At 37.3% G+C, this 15,575-nt stretch carries 14 protein-coding genes and 2 pseudogenes; 12 read left to right on the top strand and 4 right to left on the bottom strand.

Features of this window, described 5'->3' with window-relative positions; genetic code table 11:
- Nucleotides 1-56: 56 nt before the first annotated feature.
- Complete coding sequence (locus ACI48O_RS01930) at nucleotides 57-1,532, top strand: nicotinate phosphoribosyltransferase (RefSeq protein ID WP_435560006.1); 1,476 nt, start codon at nucleotides 57-59, stop codon at nucleotides 1,530-1,532.
- A gap of 252 nt (nucleotides 1,533-1,784) precedes the next feature.
- Here ACI48O_RS01930 and ACI48O_RS01925 read toward each other — a convergent pair whose 3' ends face one another.
- Nucleotides 1,785-2,108 carry a hypothetical protein gene (locus ACI48O_RS01925; protein WP_435560005.1) on the bottom strand — a complete coding sequence of 108 codons (324 nt, stop codon included), beginning with the start codon at nucleotides 2,106-2,108 and terminating at the stop codon, nucleotides 1,785-1,787.
- Nucleotides 2,109-2,303: 195 nt separating this feature from the next.
- Between ACI48O_RS01925 and rlmD the strand changes: the two genes are divergently transcribed.
- Nucleotides 2,304-3,677 (top strand): 23S rRNA (uracil(1939)-C(5))-methyltransferase RlmD, encoded by a 1,374-nt coding sequence (gene rlmD / locus ACI48O_RS01920; protein WP_435560004.1) that lies wholly within the window; start codon nucleotides 2,304-2,306, stop codon nucleotides 3,675-3,677.
- Nucleotides 3,678-4,508: 831 nt separating this feature from the next.
- On the opposite strand, the gene ACI48O_RS01915 is transcribed toward rlmD, so the two are convergent.
- From ACI48O_RS01915 to ACI48O_RS01905, 3 genes and pseudogenes are all read right to left on the bottom strand, one after another.
- Complete coding sequence (locus tag ACI48O_RS01915) at nucleotides 4,509-4,751, bottom strand: hypothetical protein (protein ID WP_435560026.1); 243 nt, start codon at nucleotides 4,749-4,751, stop codon at nucleotides 4,509-4,511.
- Between the two features lie 14 nt (nucleotides 4,752-4,765).
- Nucleotides 4,766-4,993: pseudogene (locus tag ACI48O_RS01910) on the bottom strand (IS3 family transposase); the annotation flags it as partial.
- A gap of 244 nt (nucleotides 4,994-5,237) precedes the next feature.
- Nucleotides 5,238-7,139 carry a sigma 54-interacting transcriptional regulator gene (locus tag ACI48O_RS01905; RefSeq protein WP_435560003.1) on the bottom strand — a complete coding sequence of 634 codons (1,902 nt, stop codon included), beginning with the start codon at nucleotides 7,137-7,139 and terminating at the stop codon, nucleotides 5,238-5,240.
- Between the two features lie 434 nt (nucleotides 7,140-7,573).
- Between ACI48O_RS01905 and ACI48O_RS01900 the strand changes: the two genes are divergently transcribed.
- From ACI48O_RS01900 to ACI48O_RS01855, 10 genes and pseudogenes are all read left to right on the top strand, one after another.
- Nucleotides 7,574-8,545: a hydroxyacid dehydrogenase gene (locus tag ACI48O_RS01900; protein WP_435560002.1), complete on the top strand. Its 972-nt coding sequence runs from the start codon at nucleotides 7,574-7,576 to the stop codon at nucleotides 8,543-8,545.
- Between the two features lie 11 nt (nucleotides 8,546-8,556).
- The gene (locus tag ACI48O_RS01895; RefSeq protein ID WP_435560001.1) at nucleotides 8,557-9,255 is read left to right on the top strand and encodes an RraA family protein; all 699 of its coding nucleotides are present in this window, start codon (nucleotides 8,557-8,559) and stop codon (nucleotides 9,253-9,255) included.
- 60 nt (nucleotides 9,256-9,315) lie between these two features.
- On the top strand, nucleotides 9,316-10,665 hold the full coding sequence (locus ACI48O_RS01890; protein ID WP_435560000.1) for a TRAP transporter large permease subunit: 1,350 nt from the start codon (nucleotides 9,316-9,318) through the stop codon (nucleotides 10,663-10,665).
- Nucleotides 10,666-10,684: 19 nt separating this feature from the next.
- The gene (locus ACI48O_RS01885) at nucleotides 10,685-10,903 is read left to right on the top strand and encodes a hypothetical protein (RefSeq protein ID WP_435559999.1); all 219 of its coding nucleotides are present in this window, start codon (nucleotides 10,685-10,687) and stop codon (nucleotides 10,901-10,903) included.
- 21 nt (nucleotides 10,904-10,924) lie between these two features.
- The gene (locus ACI48O_RS01880; protein WP_435559998.1) at nucleotides 10,925-12,271 is read left to right on the top strand and encodes a TRAP transporter large permease subunit; all 1,347 of its coding nucleotides are present in this window, start codon (nucleotides 10,925-10,927) and stop codon (nucleotides 12,269-12,271) included.
- Nucleotides 12,272-12,281: 10 nt separating this feature from the next.
- Complete coding sequence (locus tag ACI48O_RS01875) at nucleotides 12,282-12,497, top strand: hypothetical protein (protein ID WP_435559997.1); 216 nt, start codon at nucleotides 12,282-12,284, stop codon at nucleotides 12,495-12,497.
- A gap of 122 nt (nucleotides 12,498-12,619) precedes the next feature.
- A complete protein-coding gene (locus ACI48O_RS01870) occupies nucleotides 12,620-13,501 on the top strand; it encodes a dihydrodipicolinate synthase family protein (protein WP_435559996.1) in 882 nt (293 codons plus the stop codon).
- A 48-nt stretch (nucleotides 13,502-13,549) separates the two neighbouring features.
- Nucleotides 13,550-14,332 (top strand): annotated as a pseudogene (locus ACI48O_RS01865) (SDR family oxidoreductase).
- Between the two features lie 53 nt (nucleotides 14,333-14,385).
- The gene (locus ACI48O_RS01860; protein ID WP_435560025.1) at nucleotides 14,386-14,637 is read left to right on the top strand and encodes an HPr family phosphocarrier protein; all 252 of its coding nucleotides are present in this window, start codon (nucleotides 14,386-14,388) and stop codon (nucleotides 14,635-14,637) included.
- A gap of 329 nt (nucleotides 14,638-14,966) precedes the next feature.
- On the top strand, nucleotides 14,967-15,182 hold the full coding sequence (locus ACI48O_RS01855) for a helix-turn-helix domain-containing protein (protein WP_435559995.1): 216 nt from the start codon (nucleotides 14,967-14,969) through the stop codon (nucleotides 15,180-15,182).
- Nucleotides 15,183-15,575: the final 393 nt, after the last annotated feature.

The raw sequence follows: 15,575 nt of genomic DNA, 5'->3' as shown, positions 1-15,575 counted from the left end.
GTTTCACGTTAATAGGTAATAATGATGAAAAAGCCGCTGAATCAGGGGGAAATGAGATGAAACGAATATACAAAGATGACAGTTTCACGTTGCATACAGACTTATATCAGATTAATATGGTTGAAACGTATTGGCGGGACGGTGTCCATAATCGAAAAGCCGTATTTGATTTGTATTTTCGAAAGCTGCCGTTTGGGAACGGGTATGCGGTATTTGCAGGACTTGAGCGGGCGATAAAATATGTGGAAGGCTTTAGGTTTACCGAAGAGGATTTGGACTATTTAAAGGAAGAGGTTGGCTATCAAGCTGATTTCGTTGAATACCTGAAAAACCTCCGCTTTACCGGAAAGATCCGAGCGATGCGAGAAGGAGAATTAGTGTTTGGAAATGAGCCGATTCTTCGGGTAGAGGCACCGCTTGCTGAGGCACAATTACTTGAAACAGCGCTCTTAAATATTATTAATTATCAAACTCTGATTGCAACAAAGGCTTCACGAATCAAGCAGGTGATTGGAGATGGCGTCGCGCTTGAGTTTGGTTCAAGACGGGCTCAAGAAATGGATGCGGCGATCTGGGGAACTAGAGCAGCCTATTTAGCAGGTTTCGATGCAACCAGCAATGTTCGAGCAGGGAAGCTGTTCGGTATTCCGGTGGCCGGAACGCATGCCCATTCAATGGTTCAAGCCTATCGGGATGAGTATACAGCCTTTCATAAATACGCAAGCTCTCATCGAGATTGTGTGTTTTTAGTTGATACATATGATACCCTTCGCTCCGGGGTTCCAAATGCAATTAAGGTAGCAAAGGAACTTGGCGACCAAATTCATTTTGCAGCGATTCGCCTCGACAGCGGTGACCTGGCATTTTTATCAAAGGAAGCTAGGAAAATGCTCGATGAAGCGGGCTATAAAGATACGAAAATCTTTGCTTCAAGTGACCTTGATGAATATACGATTTTGAATTTAAAGGCACAAGGGGCGAAAATTGATAGTTGGGGAGTTGGAACGAAACTGATTACAGCCTTCGATCAAGCCGCTCTTGGTGCCGTGTACAAAATTGTCTCCATTGAAGATGAGCACGGAAACATGACGGACACGATTAAGGTGTCCTCAAACCCTGAAAAGGTCACAACACCGGGGATAAAACGGGTATATCGAATTGTCAACAATATAAACCATCACGCTGAAGGTGATTATATCGTGATGGATGATGAAAAACATCCACAGGAGCAAAGGCGCCTGAAGATGTTCCACCCGACCCACACCTATATGAGTAAAGAGGTTACCAATTTTACGGCAAGGGAGCTCCATCACGATATTTTTGTAAAGGGCAAGCTTATCTATACGGTCCCTTGTCTTGTAGACGTTCGAGGATATGTACGGGAAAATCTATCGATGTTTTGGGAAGAGTATAAACGTCCAATGAATCCTGAGGAATACCCGGTCGATTTAAGCGAGAAATGTTGGAAAAACAAAATCCGCAATATTGAGCTTGTTCGCGAAAAGGTAAAGGCGATGAATCATCCGGAATAGTAAGCGGGTTTGGGTATGATTTTAACATGGGACGACTCGTTATAAATGCGGACATACAAAGAGGCTGACAGAACGAATAATTGTCAGCCTCTCATGTTGTTATTTTCTTTTAAAAAGGTCAAGGAAAGCATGATAAATTTCGATACCTTGAAAACATAACAAACTAGTTGCCGTTAAGGAAAATGAAGCAATCATTATATATCTCCACCACATGTTACATTCCTCCTTGAAATTAATGTAAGATGAACGTTTTCAAGGAAGGGTGATAAGGTAATTTGATTGATAGAATACAGGTGAGCCGGAGAATTTTTTATACATCTTATAGGTCAGAAGAAAGGAAACAAGAAAGATTATTACAGATGTAGTTTGAAGGATGTTGCTTGGAAGAATAACTGTTTGGCTTTTCTTCTTTTTTGGATCATCTTTGTACAGGATGGATTCATCGTTTATTTCAAGGGTAACAAGCTTGTTGCTGTTGTAAATTGGTTGTATTTTTACATCATCTTGGCTTTGAATGAGGACTAGAGTAAAGTAAGCTGAAACAATTAGGAAAAGAAGCATTCTGACTTTGTTCAAAACAACCCACTCCTATAAAAGAAAGATGCTAAGATCCAAAATAGATATTTATATATATCATCCGATCGGGTTAAAAAATGACGAAAAAATTTTGACAATCTTTTCTAAAATGGGTGGGGCTTGGCGAGCTTTTCGCAATCAGCGTGGCTTTGTGATACAATTTTGCTAGTTAATGACATGTAAAGGAAGAAATAAATGAGTAAAACATTTTCTGTACAAAAAAATGATTATATAGACGTTGAATTTGTCGATCTTACTCACGACGGTGCAGGAGTCGCAAAAATTGAAGGGTACCCGCTGTTTGTTGCAGGTGCTTTGCCCGGCGAAAAGGCAAAGGTGAAGGTAATTAAGGTAGGGAAGAGCTATGGGTTTGGGCGTTTAATCGAGCTATATGAAAAAAGTCCATACCGGATTGATGCCCCTTGTCCGATTTATAAGGAATGCGGCGGTTGTCAGCTTCAACACCTTAGCTATGACGGTCAAATGATTGCGAAGGAAAAGCAGGTTCGAGATGTATTAACACGAATTGGTAAGCTCGAAAATGTCCACGTCCATCCTGTTCTCGGGATGAAGGAGCCATGGCGGTATCGGAATAAGGCTCAAGTTCCAATCGGTGAGCATGAAGGCGGTTTAATCGGCGGCTTTTATCAGCAGCGCACTCATCAAATCATTGATATGGAAGCATGCTTGATCCAGCAGGAGAAAAACGATGAAGTCGTTCAGATTGTTAAAGAGATTTGCGGCCGTAACGGAGTTAGAGCTTATGATGAAACATCGCATAAAGGATCGTTAAGACATATTATGGTTCGTCATGGTCTTGTTACCGAAGAGGTCATGGTCGTCCTCGTGACTAGAACGAGCGAGCTGCCAAATCGGAAAAAGATTATCTCGGAAATTGTTGAGAGAATTAAGGGGTTAAAATCGTTAGTTCTAAATGTTAATTCCAAGAAGACGAATGTGATTATGGGAGATGAAACCCAGATTTTATGGGGCGAGGATGTAATCTACGATTATATTGGCGAAATTAAATTTGCAATCTCTTCTCGTTCTTTTTATCAAGTAAACCCTGAGCAAACGAAGGTCTTGTATGATAAAGCATTGGAATATGCGGATTTAAACGGGACTGAGACAGTGATTGATGCTTATTGCGGAATCGGGACGATCTCGTTATTTTTAGCAAAAAAGGCTCGTAAAGTTTATGGAGTGGAAATTGTTCCAGAAGCGATTGAAGATGCGAAACGGAATGCTGCCCTTAATGGAATCGACAATGTTGAGTTTGCGGTAGGGAAAGCAGAGATGGTGATTCCACGCTGGTATGAAAAAGGCGTAAAGGCTGATGTACTGGTGGTCGATCCACCGCGAAAAGGCTGTGATGAAGCGTTGCTGCAAACGATTGTGGCGATGAAACCGCGGAAGGTGGTTTATGTTTCGTGTAATCCGGCCACGTTAGCTCGGGACTTGCGAATTCTCGAGGATGGCGGGTATAAGGCGGTTGAGGTGCAGCCGGTGGATATGTTTCCGCAGACGATGCACGTTGAAGCTGTTGTGCAGCTTGTTTTAAAGATGTAACCAATCTATAAACCAAAAAAGGAGAAACATTTACTTGTTTTCTCCTTTTTTGTGTTTGGGACATTTTTGAGTTTTCCTTTTGCTAGTCAGCATCTAGGCTCGAGTTTCACCGTGGAAAATTCACCAACAAATATTTTTATGAAAATGTCTTTATATTGAACGGTGGTTACTAAAATTTTTAAACAAGAAAGAAAATGCTTCGGCCATTTTAATGGTTTATTCCATAATCGGGCCAGATTGTGGGTGCGAAATGTTCCTGACTCAAATGAAATGTGGTCACACAATTTCGGTAAAGGTTAGGCAGTTTTAGAAACTGAAGGGTTATACCGAGGAGTCGAATGAGGAGGTAACGCTCTGAAAGGCTTCCCCTGCGTCGAATTGCACTCTGTTTAGTAAGAGAAAGCGTGTTATAAGCTCGGCAAATAGGCGCGAGAATTTACCGTAACAGTTCCGGCTGACGAAACCCTACCCGATGGGGTGGTGTAAATCATGGTGCTTGGGTTGAACAGATATGGTGAGAATGCAATGGAATAGGCAACAAACTATATTGCTGACGAACTTCTGAATGTACGGGTCTAGACTGGCAATACATAGAAATGGCATGCTTTAGGAGCGTATTGGGATAATAAAGGGTATACAATTTCTGCGGCATTATTGAGACATTCCCTTCAAAATAATCCTGTTGATAAATATTATAAATCTGGAAGCACACCCGTAAATAAAATTAAAGCATCCTCTGACTTTAAGAATAAGATAAACAGTTTAATTAATGCCAATAAGTCAAGGGGCAGAATAAACTATAACGGAAGTATGGCTTTTAATAGCGGAGATTTATATTATGTAATTCATAATATGGAAATGAAAGTAACAGGAACATATTCTCGTGGCAAATGGAATCTTAGCATCTCTATGCATGAGTGGATGGTTCCTATTCAAATGTTCTATAGCTTGGTCAAGAGTCTTAAACACAAGATTATTATTATTGGAATGTCCTAAAACGTAGCTAACAATGGATCCATCATACAGATCAAGAATATCGCTTAAATAAGCTTTCTTTGAAGAACCAAATTTAATTTCAGTGACAACCGTTACCCATTTTTCATTGGCTTTTCTGCTGTGAACTCACGATTCAATACATTCTCCGCCACATGTTGAGGGGTAGAGCGCTTATAAGGTGTTTTCTTTCTGCGAATGACAGATTGTATTCTAGAAATTTTCATCAATCTATAAATACGCTTATGATTGAAATTCTGGCCAAATTTACGATTCATGTTCATCGTCATTCGACGGTATCCGAAGATGCCACCGACTTCCTCATAAAGTGCTTTTTATAATGGCTTTATTCTGAAGTTCTCGAGAAGAAGGTGTGCGATTAAGCCACTTATAGTACAAGTAAAGGAGACACTGTTAATATCTATCAACACCTGGAAATTTTAAATCAATATATGCCTTGGTCAAAAACGATCCAAGCTGAATGTGGATATAAAGTGAAATAACCGTACATCTGACAAAAAAAATCATGATTTACGGTTATTCGTCATGCTTGCCGAAAAGGTACGCTTATTTTAATAATTCGGGCTTACCATCTAACAAATTATACTTTTTCAACTTACGCCATAAAGTTGTTGTACTAATTCCTAATTCTTTAGCTGTCTTTTTCCGATTTCCTATATTGTGTAACAAAGATTTTCTTATCATTTCTTTTTCGTCAGTAATTGAAGCTGGTTTGCCAAAAACATAATTGATTTCAGATAACATTTCAGGAACTTGGTTATCAAATTCTTGTGCACATACATCCTTAACCGTATGGTAATAAATAGTAGAATGATTGGACATCACCACACAGCGTTCAATAAGATTAATCAATTGACGGATATTGCCAACATATTTGAAATTCTTAAAGTAATCCAAAGAATTATTATCAATATGAATATTGGGATAGTTCTGATATATATAGTTTGCGGCAATTAATGGAATATCTTCTTTTCTTTCGGAAAGAGAAGGTAATTTTAATTCTAAAATAGCTAAACGATAGAACAAATCACCTCTAAATTTTCCGCTAGTAGATAACTCTCGGAGATTTCGATTGGTTGCAGTAATAATACGTACATCCACCGGGATTACATTCTCCCCACCCACTCGAACAATTTCCTTCTCTTGTAAAACTCGCAATAATTTTGCTTGGACTTCCATGCTAATTTCGCCTATCTCGTCTAAGAAAACGGTACCATGATGGGCCAATTCAAAAATCCCCATTCTCCCCTCTGAATTGGCTCCAGTAAAGGCGCCTTTAGTATATCCAAATAATTCGCTCTCCAATACAGAAGAAGAAAGGGCCGCACAGTTGATTGCAATGAAAGGTCCATTTTTCCGAGAACTATAATTATGAATACTTTGGGCGAATAATTCCTTTCCAGTTCCTGATTCACCAGAAATTAGTACGGTGTTTTCAGAAAGGGCAATTTTTTTCGCCCATTCAATGACTTTCGTGAGTCTTTCACTAGTACCAATGATATGTCTGAATTCTTTGCGGGCTATGTGACCTTTCTTATTTAACTGTTTTCTGAGAGAGTTTTCCGAGGTGATAACTTCCGCAGCTGTTTTTAGATACACAACAGCGCCATGGACAGTTTTCTCATTTTTTAACGGCTTAATTTGCAAAATAAATTTTTCTTCACATATTTCAATTAACTTATCTCGAATATACTCACCATCTTTAAAAACTTTGCTATATGTATCATCAAAAATAAAACCATCCATATTGGTTAATGATAATCTGCTAATTATCTTTTTGGCTTTGGTATTAATATAATGAACTTTTCTATTTTGATCAAAACCAATTACTGCTTCCGATGTAGAGTCGAGTATGGTTTGAATTAACCGAAAATTTTTATCTCGTTCTGCTTGGATATCTAGGAGATGGAGGGCTTCATAAAGTGCAGATTCTATAGAAGACTTATCAATTTCTAACATAACATGGCGAACGCCCAATTCGTCACAAGCCTTTTTGGTACTAATACCTCCTATGAAAGTATCAATTCCGTTTTCTACTGCCTGATGAACTAAGTGGACAACGTTACTAACATCCTCAATTTCAATCGATAAAAAACATTCTTTAGAAATTCGTTTGAACCTTTTAATCATTTCAAAAACAGATCCATAACCTAAGATAGCTATTTTGTAAGAATTTACTCTAGCTTCTCGATATGCTAACAGTATCTCTTCATAGGTACAACGAACATTGACAATTGGGATATCATAGCGATTCTTTAGAATGTCATAGTTTTGTCCACGAGCAACAAAAACTTTGGTGCCGTTTTTATAATAAAAATCAGCGAGTTCTTCTGTTTCGTGTCCGGCTGATTCTGCAACAAAACAGGTGTCTTTCAGTTTTTTACTTTTAATCAATTTCGTTACTTCTTTGGTAAAGGCAGTTTGTCCAGAAAAAATGATAATTTCCATTATTTACTCCGTTCCATATCATTTTACTAGTTTAGTTGTTTGCAATATATTATTTCATTTTGAATTATAACACTATCAGAAAAAATTATTGTGAAAAATTTTTAATTCTTATTCTGACAGGGCTTTATTAGAAAAAAATATAATTAATTGACTATTAAACACAAACAATTCGGCAAACTTGTAAGTTTTTCATGGATTTTTTTGTTTTCAAATATTTTTATACACCAATTTAATTTTATGAGACTAAAATAACCCATCTTTTTCACAAATGACATTTCTTTTGATTTCACCATGAATTATTTCATTTCATTTTGAAACGCAAAATATAAAGCGCTATCATTGAAAACCTAGATTTTAAGCGTTTTCTTAAATTGGCACGATATTTGCATATATGTAAATGTAAGTCTTTACAATAAACGGAAGGAATGAGAAGAATGGGATTTAAAATTTTACTACCACAGGAAATTATGCCTGAAGCAAGAGAATACTTAGAGTCAAGAGGATATGAGTTAATTGATGGCTCTGGAAAAGAAGAAGAGGATTTAATTCGTGACATTCCTGGATGCGATGGTATTATTGTGCGATTGTCTAAAATGTCACGAGCAGTTTTTGAAGCTGCTGATAAGTTAAAGGTTGTTGTTCGTCATGGTGCAGGCTATGATACCGTGGATCTTGATGCTGCACGTGATCATAATGTAATGGTGTGCTATGCGCCAGTTGCAAATAGTATGTCCGTAGCAGAAACAGCTATTATGTATATGTTGAATAGCTCAAGAAACCTCAAAAAAGTTCAAAAACACTTTGTTGACGACTTCTATTATGCAAAACTAAAACTACATAAAGTAGAAATGGATAAAAAAACACTAGGCTTAGTTGGTGTAGGGAATATTGGCTCACGAGTAGCTATAAAAGCATTACATGGCTTTAACATGAAAGTTATTGCTTATGATCCATATAAAACACAAGCTGAAGTACCAGAGGGTGTTGAGTTAACAGATGATTTTGATCGAATCTTTAAAGAAAGTGATTTTGTTTCATTGCACTGTCCTGCTACTGAAGAAACAATAGGATTCGTAGGTAAGAAACAATTTGAAATGATGAAGCCATCTGCTTATTTCATTAATACCGCTCGTGGAAAATTAGTGAAGGAAGATGAGTTGTATGAAGTCATGAAAAATGAACGGATTGCCGGAGCAGCTTTAGATGTTATGCTCCAAGAACCAGTTGATCCTGCGAATCCTTTATTACATTTGGATAATGTTTTAGTAGCTCCCCATATTGGAGCAGCAACCGTTGAAGCCACAGAACGTGCCTCATTACACTGTGCAATTGGTATAGATGAAGTATTGAGTGGAAAAGAACCAACTTGGCCAATACCAGAAATGAAAAAAATAAAAATCAAGTAGGAGTGAGAAGAATGGGAGTAGGAAACAGAGTTTTTTTAGAAAGAGATTTACCTTCAAAGGAATTAATTGAAAAGTTTAGTAAATTACCTGCAGCCAATGTAGCAGATGTAATGGGTCGATCCTGTGCGATGCATAGTGAAATTAAGTTAATGTCTCAACCTTCAAAGTCAATTATGTGTGGTCCAGCTTTAACCGTAAAAGCAAGACCTGGTGATAACTTAATGATTCATGCTGCGTTAGATATGTCTCAACCTGGTGATATCATCGTTGTTTCAAACGAAGGCGATCGTTCTCAATCATTGATGGGACAAATTATGATGGAATATGCAGCAAGTTTCTTAAAATTGGGCGGAATTGTTTTAGATGGGCCAATCCGCGATATTGATAGTATTGGATTAATGGATTTCCCAGTTTATGCTACTGGAACAACACCTGGTGGTCCTTATAAAGAAGGACCTGGTGAAGTAAACGTACCCATTGCCTGCGGGAAAATTTCTGTAAATCCTGGTGACATTATTCTTGGTGATGAAGATGGTGTCATTGTTATTCCTCTAAAAGATGCTGAAGAAATATATGAAAAAGCAGCCGTATTATCTGCGAATGACCATGCGAAAGTTGAAGCTGCTAAAATTGGTAGTAACGATCGAAGTTGGGTTAATAAATTACTTGATGCAAAAAAAGTTGAGTTTATTGAAGGAAAGCATTCATAAAGAACGGATCCGCACAACCTTAAGAAATCAGGTTGTGCGGAAAAAATTGGAGGTCTATAAATGGGAATCGGAATACTTTCTCTATTGGTATTTATTGGCGTTATACTTTTATGGTTTCTTATTGTTAAACGACCTATTGGTGAAGCAATGCTGCTTGGTTTTATTGCAATTTGTGCAATGGGAGGCGGAAAAGCCTTCAATTATTTTATCGAAGGTTTAAAATATGGTGCTACATATGAAGTTTTATATGCTGCTTTAGCTTTCGTATTAATGGCATATATTTTTGACTTATCTGGTGTCCTAGGAGGACTTATCAATATTTTAAACTCTTTACTAGGACGAGTGCCTGGTGGAGCAGCATATATGGATGTAATTGCATCAGGAGCTTTAGGGTTGATTTCCGGTGCGACAACAGGGAATGTTGCCGCTCGAGGCGTGTTTACCATCCCTTGGATGAAAAAGACAGGTTTTGACAAAGATTTAGCAACAACCATTGCTTCTGGGAATGCAGGGATGGCAATTGCTTGGCCGCCTTGTGCTTCGATGTTTATCTTGCTCGGCTTGGCACCCATTGCTGCTAAAGTAACTGAAGGCCAACTTTATTTAGCAATGTTAGCAGCTGGGGCTTATCAAATTATCTGGAGGTTTATCGTTGTTGCCTTTCTTATCAAGAAACATAATATAAAAGCAGTTTCAGAAGGAGTTCGGCCAATAAGGGAAACATTTAGGGAAGGTTGGACATCTTTATTTGTTTTCCTAGGTGCAGCAATTCCAATTATTTTGACAATGAGTCCAATTGCAACTTATTTAAGTTCAGAAGGCGCTGTAGGCCCTGAAGGAATGGATACTGTCTCCTTAATTACTTGGATGCCAATCGTTATTAGTGCAATTTGTATCTTTTTAGGCCGGAAGAATTTCCCTAAAACATTTAAAGGATGGACTAAAATTGCATCTAATTCTATTTCTAAATTCTCTGAAATTGGTGCAGTTTTGCTATTTGCCTTTGCAGCTAGTTATGTTTTGGGCGTAGTTGGAATGGGTGAGGAATTGTCAGGGTTTTTAACTTCTCTTTCTATTTCTCCTTTCTTAATGGTAATAATTGTAGGTGCCATTGTTGTATTAGTTGCTTGTCCACTTTCAGCAACTGCCACTTTAACTGTTATTGGTTTAGTCGCTTTTTCAGCTTTAACTTCAGTAGGTGTTAATCCAGTTATAGCAGTTGCAACCATTTTAGCTTGGGCTTCAACTGAAGGAGAATCCATGCCTACTTCTGGAGGAATTTATGTAGCCGCCGGAATTGCCGAATCCAATCCAGCAAAATCATTTGTACCACTTTTTATTTACTATGTAATTCCAGTAATGATACTTGGTTGGATGATGGCTTGGGGTTGGCTACCAATACCCGTATAAAGAAAGTGAGGAAAAGAACATGAAAGAATTGATTAGAAAAGGTTTTACCATTTTTTTGATGCTATTTATGTTTGGGGGAACCTTGCTAGTTGTGGGCCAACTGCTTGGTATGATTATTCAAAATGGCGAGTTGATGATACAAACTAGTGAATATATAGGTAAACCAACCTTTATCTGTGCAGCAATTGCTGGTACATTAGGGTTCATTTATAGTTATTTTCCAAAAGAAGCAAAGTAATAGCAAAAGGTGGTAAGTGCAGTGGGAAATGCGACAATAGCGCTAATTGTGTACATGCTAGTAATAATTTTTTGGGCTGTGCTCATTAAACGTAATATGGCAGAAGGAATGATAGTGGGTTTTATTGTAGTCGCCTTATTCGGAGGTTCAGATGCCTTTCAGTTAATGGTGACAGGCATTCACTCTGCATTTACCAATGAAGTCCTTTTTGCTTCCTTAGCTTTTATATTGATGAGTTATCTTATAAAAGAATCAAACCTACTTAATGGGGTTCTTGAGATTTTTAATGCCTTATTGGGAAGATTGCCTGGAGGTCCAGCCTTCGTGAACATCGGATTATCAGCGACAATGGGTATGCTTTCAGGATCCAATTCTGCGAATACAGCTACATCAGGAACATTCACTGCTCAATGGATGGTCCGTACTGGTTGGCGAAAAGATTTAGCAGCAACATTAATAGCTGGCAATGGAGGTCTTGGGGCTGGCTTTCCTCCTAGTGCTTCGATGTTTATCATGTTAGGATTTGCACAAGTTAGTAATCTAATCTCAGAAGGTGAACTTTATTTAGGGTTGTTTGTCTCGGGTATATATCAAGTTATTTATCGAATTTTTTTGGTGATTTACTTAATCAAAAAACAAGGGATTCGACGGATTGAGCATTCTGAAAAAATATCATTGAAAAAAGTTATAGGATTAAATTGGAAAAGCTTATGTGTCTTTCTTGGTGCTATTATCCCTATTTTGGTTACTGTTGGACCAATTGGAGTTTTTCTAAAAAAGCTTGGGATGAGTGATGCTGTTTCCTCGATTTCATTACTTATTTGGATTCCTATCCTAATGATAACAATTATCCTGTTATTAGGATATAAAACTTTGATTAAGAATATTCATAGCAAAGAAGTATTAGTTAAAACACTTTTTCCCCAATATAAAAATATTGGAGGGGTGCTATTATTTGCTTTCGCAGCCAGTACGATTTTTTCTGAATTAGGTTTGTCTGATGAATTAATTCTGTTGTTTAGTAGTCTGAATTTTGGTAAGCCAATTATGGTGCTTTTAGTAGGGGTATTAGTTGTATTAGTCGCTGGACCGCTCTCGTCGACAGCAACACTAACATCAATTGGCTTAATCTCATTTACAGCTTTGTTAAGTGTAGGAGTGAGTCCATTACCGGCTGTGGTTTCAATCTTGGTTTTTGCTTCAACAGAGGGGGCATCTCCACCAGCCTCTGGATCAATATTTATTGCTTCAGGTTTAACAGAGACAAATCCAGAAAAAACATTTTATCCACTAATAAAATATTTTGTTGTACCAATCGCCATAATTGGTTGGTTTATTGCAATGGGGTATTTACCGCTGGCTGTCTAGGAGGAATATTATGATAAAAAAAATCGTTGAATCTTTAGCTATAATTGGATTCGTATTATTCGTTTTAGGTGGTCTAGCAATGGTAATTATCCAAATCTCTGGATTGGTATTATTTCGATCAGAATTAGTGATCTTTGCTAATAATAGTTTTAGTTGGATTTTTCCTGTTGCGGCACTAACAGGATTGTTGGCTTATTTATATTCCTATCTTGCAAACAAAGAGTGATAGGAAAAGGAGTTTTGAGTTTAAAAAGGTCGTTTGAATGAAGAGTTAGGCAAAAGCTATTCAATTTAGAAAACAAAGTAGGTATATTTGTTAAATTTATCACATAACTAGGAGATATAATTATGAAAAAGCTTCAAGGGGTTTTTGCCATTATGGCAACTCCTTTTAGTAAGGATGGGCAGCTAGATTTAGAATCTGTTAAAACATTAGTAGAATTTAATATAGATAAGGGAGTTCAGGGAATCACTATACTTGGTATTCTTGGGGAGGCACACAAGCTTACTGAGGTAGAGCGTGAACAAATTATTAAAGTAGTAATAGATCAAGTTTCTGGTCGAATTCCCGTAATAGTTGGAACAAGTGCGAGTGGAACTGATTTAGCTGTGTATTATAGCAAAAGAGCTGTTGAACTAGGTGCAGATGGTATTATGGTAGCACCACCAACAAATGTTAAAAATCTAAATGCGGTATATGAATACTACAGAAGAGTTTCCTCAGCAGTTGATGTTCCAGTGGTTGTTCAGGATGAACCTAATTTTAGCGGAGTCTTAATGCCTGCAGAGTTCCTTGCTAAAATAAGTAGTGAGCTTCCAAACTGTAAATATATCAAATTAGAAGAAGCACCAACCCCACAAAAACTGGCCCTCACTAAAAAAATAAATAGAGATGTTGGTATCTTTGGTGGTAATGGAGGAGTTTACTTTTTGGAAGAGTTGACACGTGGAGCTGAAGGAACAATGACCGGTTTTGCCTTTCCTGAAATACTCGTAGAAATTTATACTAACTATATAAGTGGTAATATAGATAGGGCGCGAGAAATTTTTTATAAAGCTGGACCGTTATTTCGCTATGAAGGCCAACTTGGCATTGGATTAGCAATCCGAAAGGAGATTTTAAGAAGACGCGGGGCAATTTCTAATGCATCACTTCGGCATCCTGGACTAATTCTTGATCAAGCTCATTTAGATGAGATAACCGACCTGTTAAAACAGTTTGATGTGTAAAGAATAATTGACTAATTCTTTTTTCGAATTATTGAGAGGAGAATAATAATGGGTCTAAATTTAAAAACAAAAGTGGCTTTGGTTAATGCTTCTAGTCAAGGACTAGGAAAAGCGATTGCTGAGAATTGGTCAAGGAAGGGGCCATGTCATGCTAACTAGTCGTGACATGGAAAAATTACAGGCTGTAAAGAAGAGCTTGAACAGCTTGGGTCAGGAAAAGTAGCTTTCTATCCAGCTGACATTACGAATTTAGAGGAAATAGGAGCCTCGTTCAAGTTACTCATGAAACGTTTGGTAAAGTTGATCTTCTGGTGAATAATGCTGGTGGACCTCCAGCAGGACTATTTGAGGAGTTCTCAGATGATGACTGGCAGAAGGCCTTTGAGCTTAATTCTATTAAGTTATATTCGTATCATCCGTGAAGTACTTCCAGACTTAAAGCAGGAAGGTGGGCGGATTATTAATCTAGCCTCTTCTTCTATTAAAGTACCAATACCCGGACTGAGACTGTCTAATACGATACGAACAGATATCGTGGGATTAACAAAATCATTAACGGAAGAATTAGCTCAGTATAATATTTTAATAAATACAGTTGCACCTGGTCGAATTGCTACTGATCGTGTAGCTTTCCTAGACGAAGTAAAAGCAAAAAAGACAGGAAAAACACGTGAAGAGGTAGAGATGCAGTCCAAACAAACAATTCCATTGGGGCGTTATGGGAAACCTGAAGAATTCGCCAAGGTTGTAACCTTCCTGCTATCAGATGCAAGTTCTTATGTCACAGGGAGTTCAATCTTGGTTGATGGTGGAATGATTAAATCAATCTAATGATTTAATGGATGACGTGGCAGGGAGCAGAATTGAATTGAGGGTGGTAAATGATGATTGAGAAAAATGTAACTGTGAAATTAAAAACAGGTTTACAATCTCGCCCAGCTGTACTTTTTGTACAAGAAGCTAGCAAATTTTCATCAAATATTTTTGTGCTTCAGGGAAACAAAAAGTTAAATGCCAAAAGTGTTATGGGTATCATGAGTTTAGGGCTAAAGTCAGGAGCACGGATTATTATAGCTGCTGAAGGCCCTGATGAACTTGAGGCAGTAGAACAATTAGACCAAATGTTAAGTTATTGATTTTCAAACAGTACTGCAGTTCTTTCATATATGGCCGAATAGGCTACCAAAGAAGCCGCCTCTATGGGGCGGCTCTTGAATTTTTTAACTTGAGGGAGCATAAATGTAACCGTTACCTTTTAAATATTAGTTTATTTTTTCTATCAACTCTTTATTTATGGTTATTAAATGCCGTTTTTCAGTTTTTATAAATAATACTAAGACAAAACCTACCAAAAGCATAATACTTAGGAAAATGACCACTTTGGAGACTCACCACAAAATATATCTAGTCTTCATAAACAAGCTTTAAAAAAAATTAGAAAATACTATGGCAAGGTAAGTGAATTGTGAAGAAAGCTTTTACGAAAGAAGAATTAATTGAGATACTAAATCATTTAGAGCCTAAAATAAAGAGTGTGTTAAGAAATACTCATTTTCAAGAAAGAGAAGATCTTGAACAAGAAATTAAACTAAAAATTATTGAATCATATAAAAAAGTCTCTGAACTAGATGCACCTAATTTTGAGGAATTCTTATTAGAGTACTTAAAAAAACAAATTTGAAAAGGAATTAGTGATTGCAAATTTTAAAAAATAAATAACTTAAACATATCGCCTGATTTAATTGGTAAGATGTTTAATCTTGAAAATGTGCTTAACGTTGTAAATCCAGTACCCTTTATGAAGTAAAAGAGAAGGATGAACTTTTTTTGCGTGAAGTAAAGAAACTATTTTTAATGAATCGGGTTCGTCTTAAGGCGGACTTTATTTCTTTAGAAATGACTGAAAAAAATTAAAGGAATTCTTTGGATGGACTGTACGGCTCACGTCTACAATCCGTAGGTTCCTGATCCATTTGCCTGCGGCCGTACCACACGAGCCGAAAACCTAAAAACAAAAGAGGAAAGCAGCCCTATGGGCTACTTCCTTTTTATTTTGCGTGCCCAGCAAGCCGTT

Origin of the sequence: Neobacillus terrisolis, assembly GCF_051233475.1 — a bacterium.
Classification (GTDB): domain Bacteria; phylum Bacillota; class Bacilli; order Bacillales; family Cytobacillaceae; genus Bacillus_BU.
The sequence above is the reverse complement of the archived record's forward strand: the minus strand, read 5'-3'. Positions and strand labels throughout refer to the sequence as shown.

Excerpts from the sequence above, each read along its gene's own strand:
- ACI48O_RS01875 (WP_435559997.1), top strand. The coding sequence starts at position 12,282 with ATGATAAAAAAAATCGTTGAATCTTTAGCTATAATTGGATTCGTATTA.
- ACI48O_RS01895 (WP_435560001.1), top strand. The coding sequence starts at position 8,557 with ATGGGAGTAGGAAACAGAGTTTTTTTAGAAAGAGATTTACCTTCAAAG.
- ACI48O_RS01905 (WP_435560003.1), bottom strand. The coding sequence starts at position 7,139 with ATGGAAATTATCATTTTTTCTGGACAAACTGCCTTTACCAAAGAAGTA.
- ACI48O_RS01860 (WP_435560025.1), top strand. The coding sequence starts at position 14,386 with ATGATTGAGAAAAATGTAACTGTGAAATTAAAAACAGGTTTACAATCT.
- ACI48O_RS01870 (WP_435559996.1), top strand. The coding sequence starts at position 12,620 with ATGAAAAAGCTTCAAGGGGTTTTTGCCATTATGGCAACTCCTTTTAGT.
- ACI48O_RS01885 (WP_435559999.1), top strand. The coding sequence starts at position 10,685 with ATGAAAGAATTGATTAGAAAAGGTTTTACCATTTTTTTGATGCTATTT.
- ACI48O_RS01930 (WP_435560006.1), top strand. The coding sequence starts at position 57 with ATGAAACGAATATACAAAGATGACAGTTTCACGTTGCATACAGACTTA.
- ACI48O_RS01900 (WP_435560002.1), top strand. The coding sequence starts at position 7,574 with ATGGGATTTAAAATTTTACTACCACAGGAAATTATGCCTGAAGCAAGA.
- rlmD (WP_435560004.1), top strand. The coding sequence starts at position 2,304 with ATGAGTAAAACATTTTCTGTACAAAAAAATGATTATATAGACGTTGAA.
- ACI48O_RS01890 (WP_435560000.1), top strand. The coding sequence starts at position 9,316 with ATGGGAATCGGAATACTTTCTCTATTGGTATTTATTGGCGTTATACTT.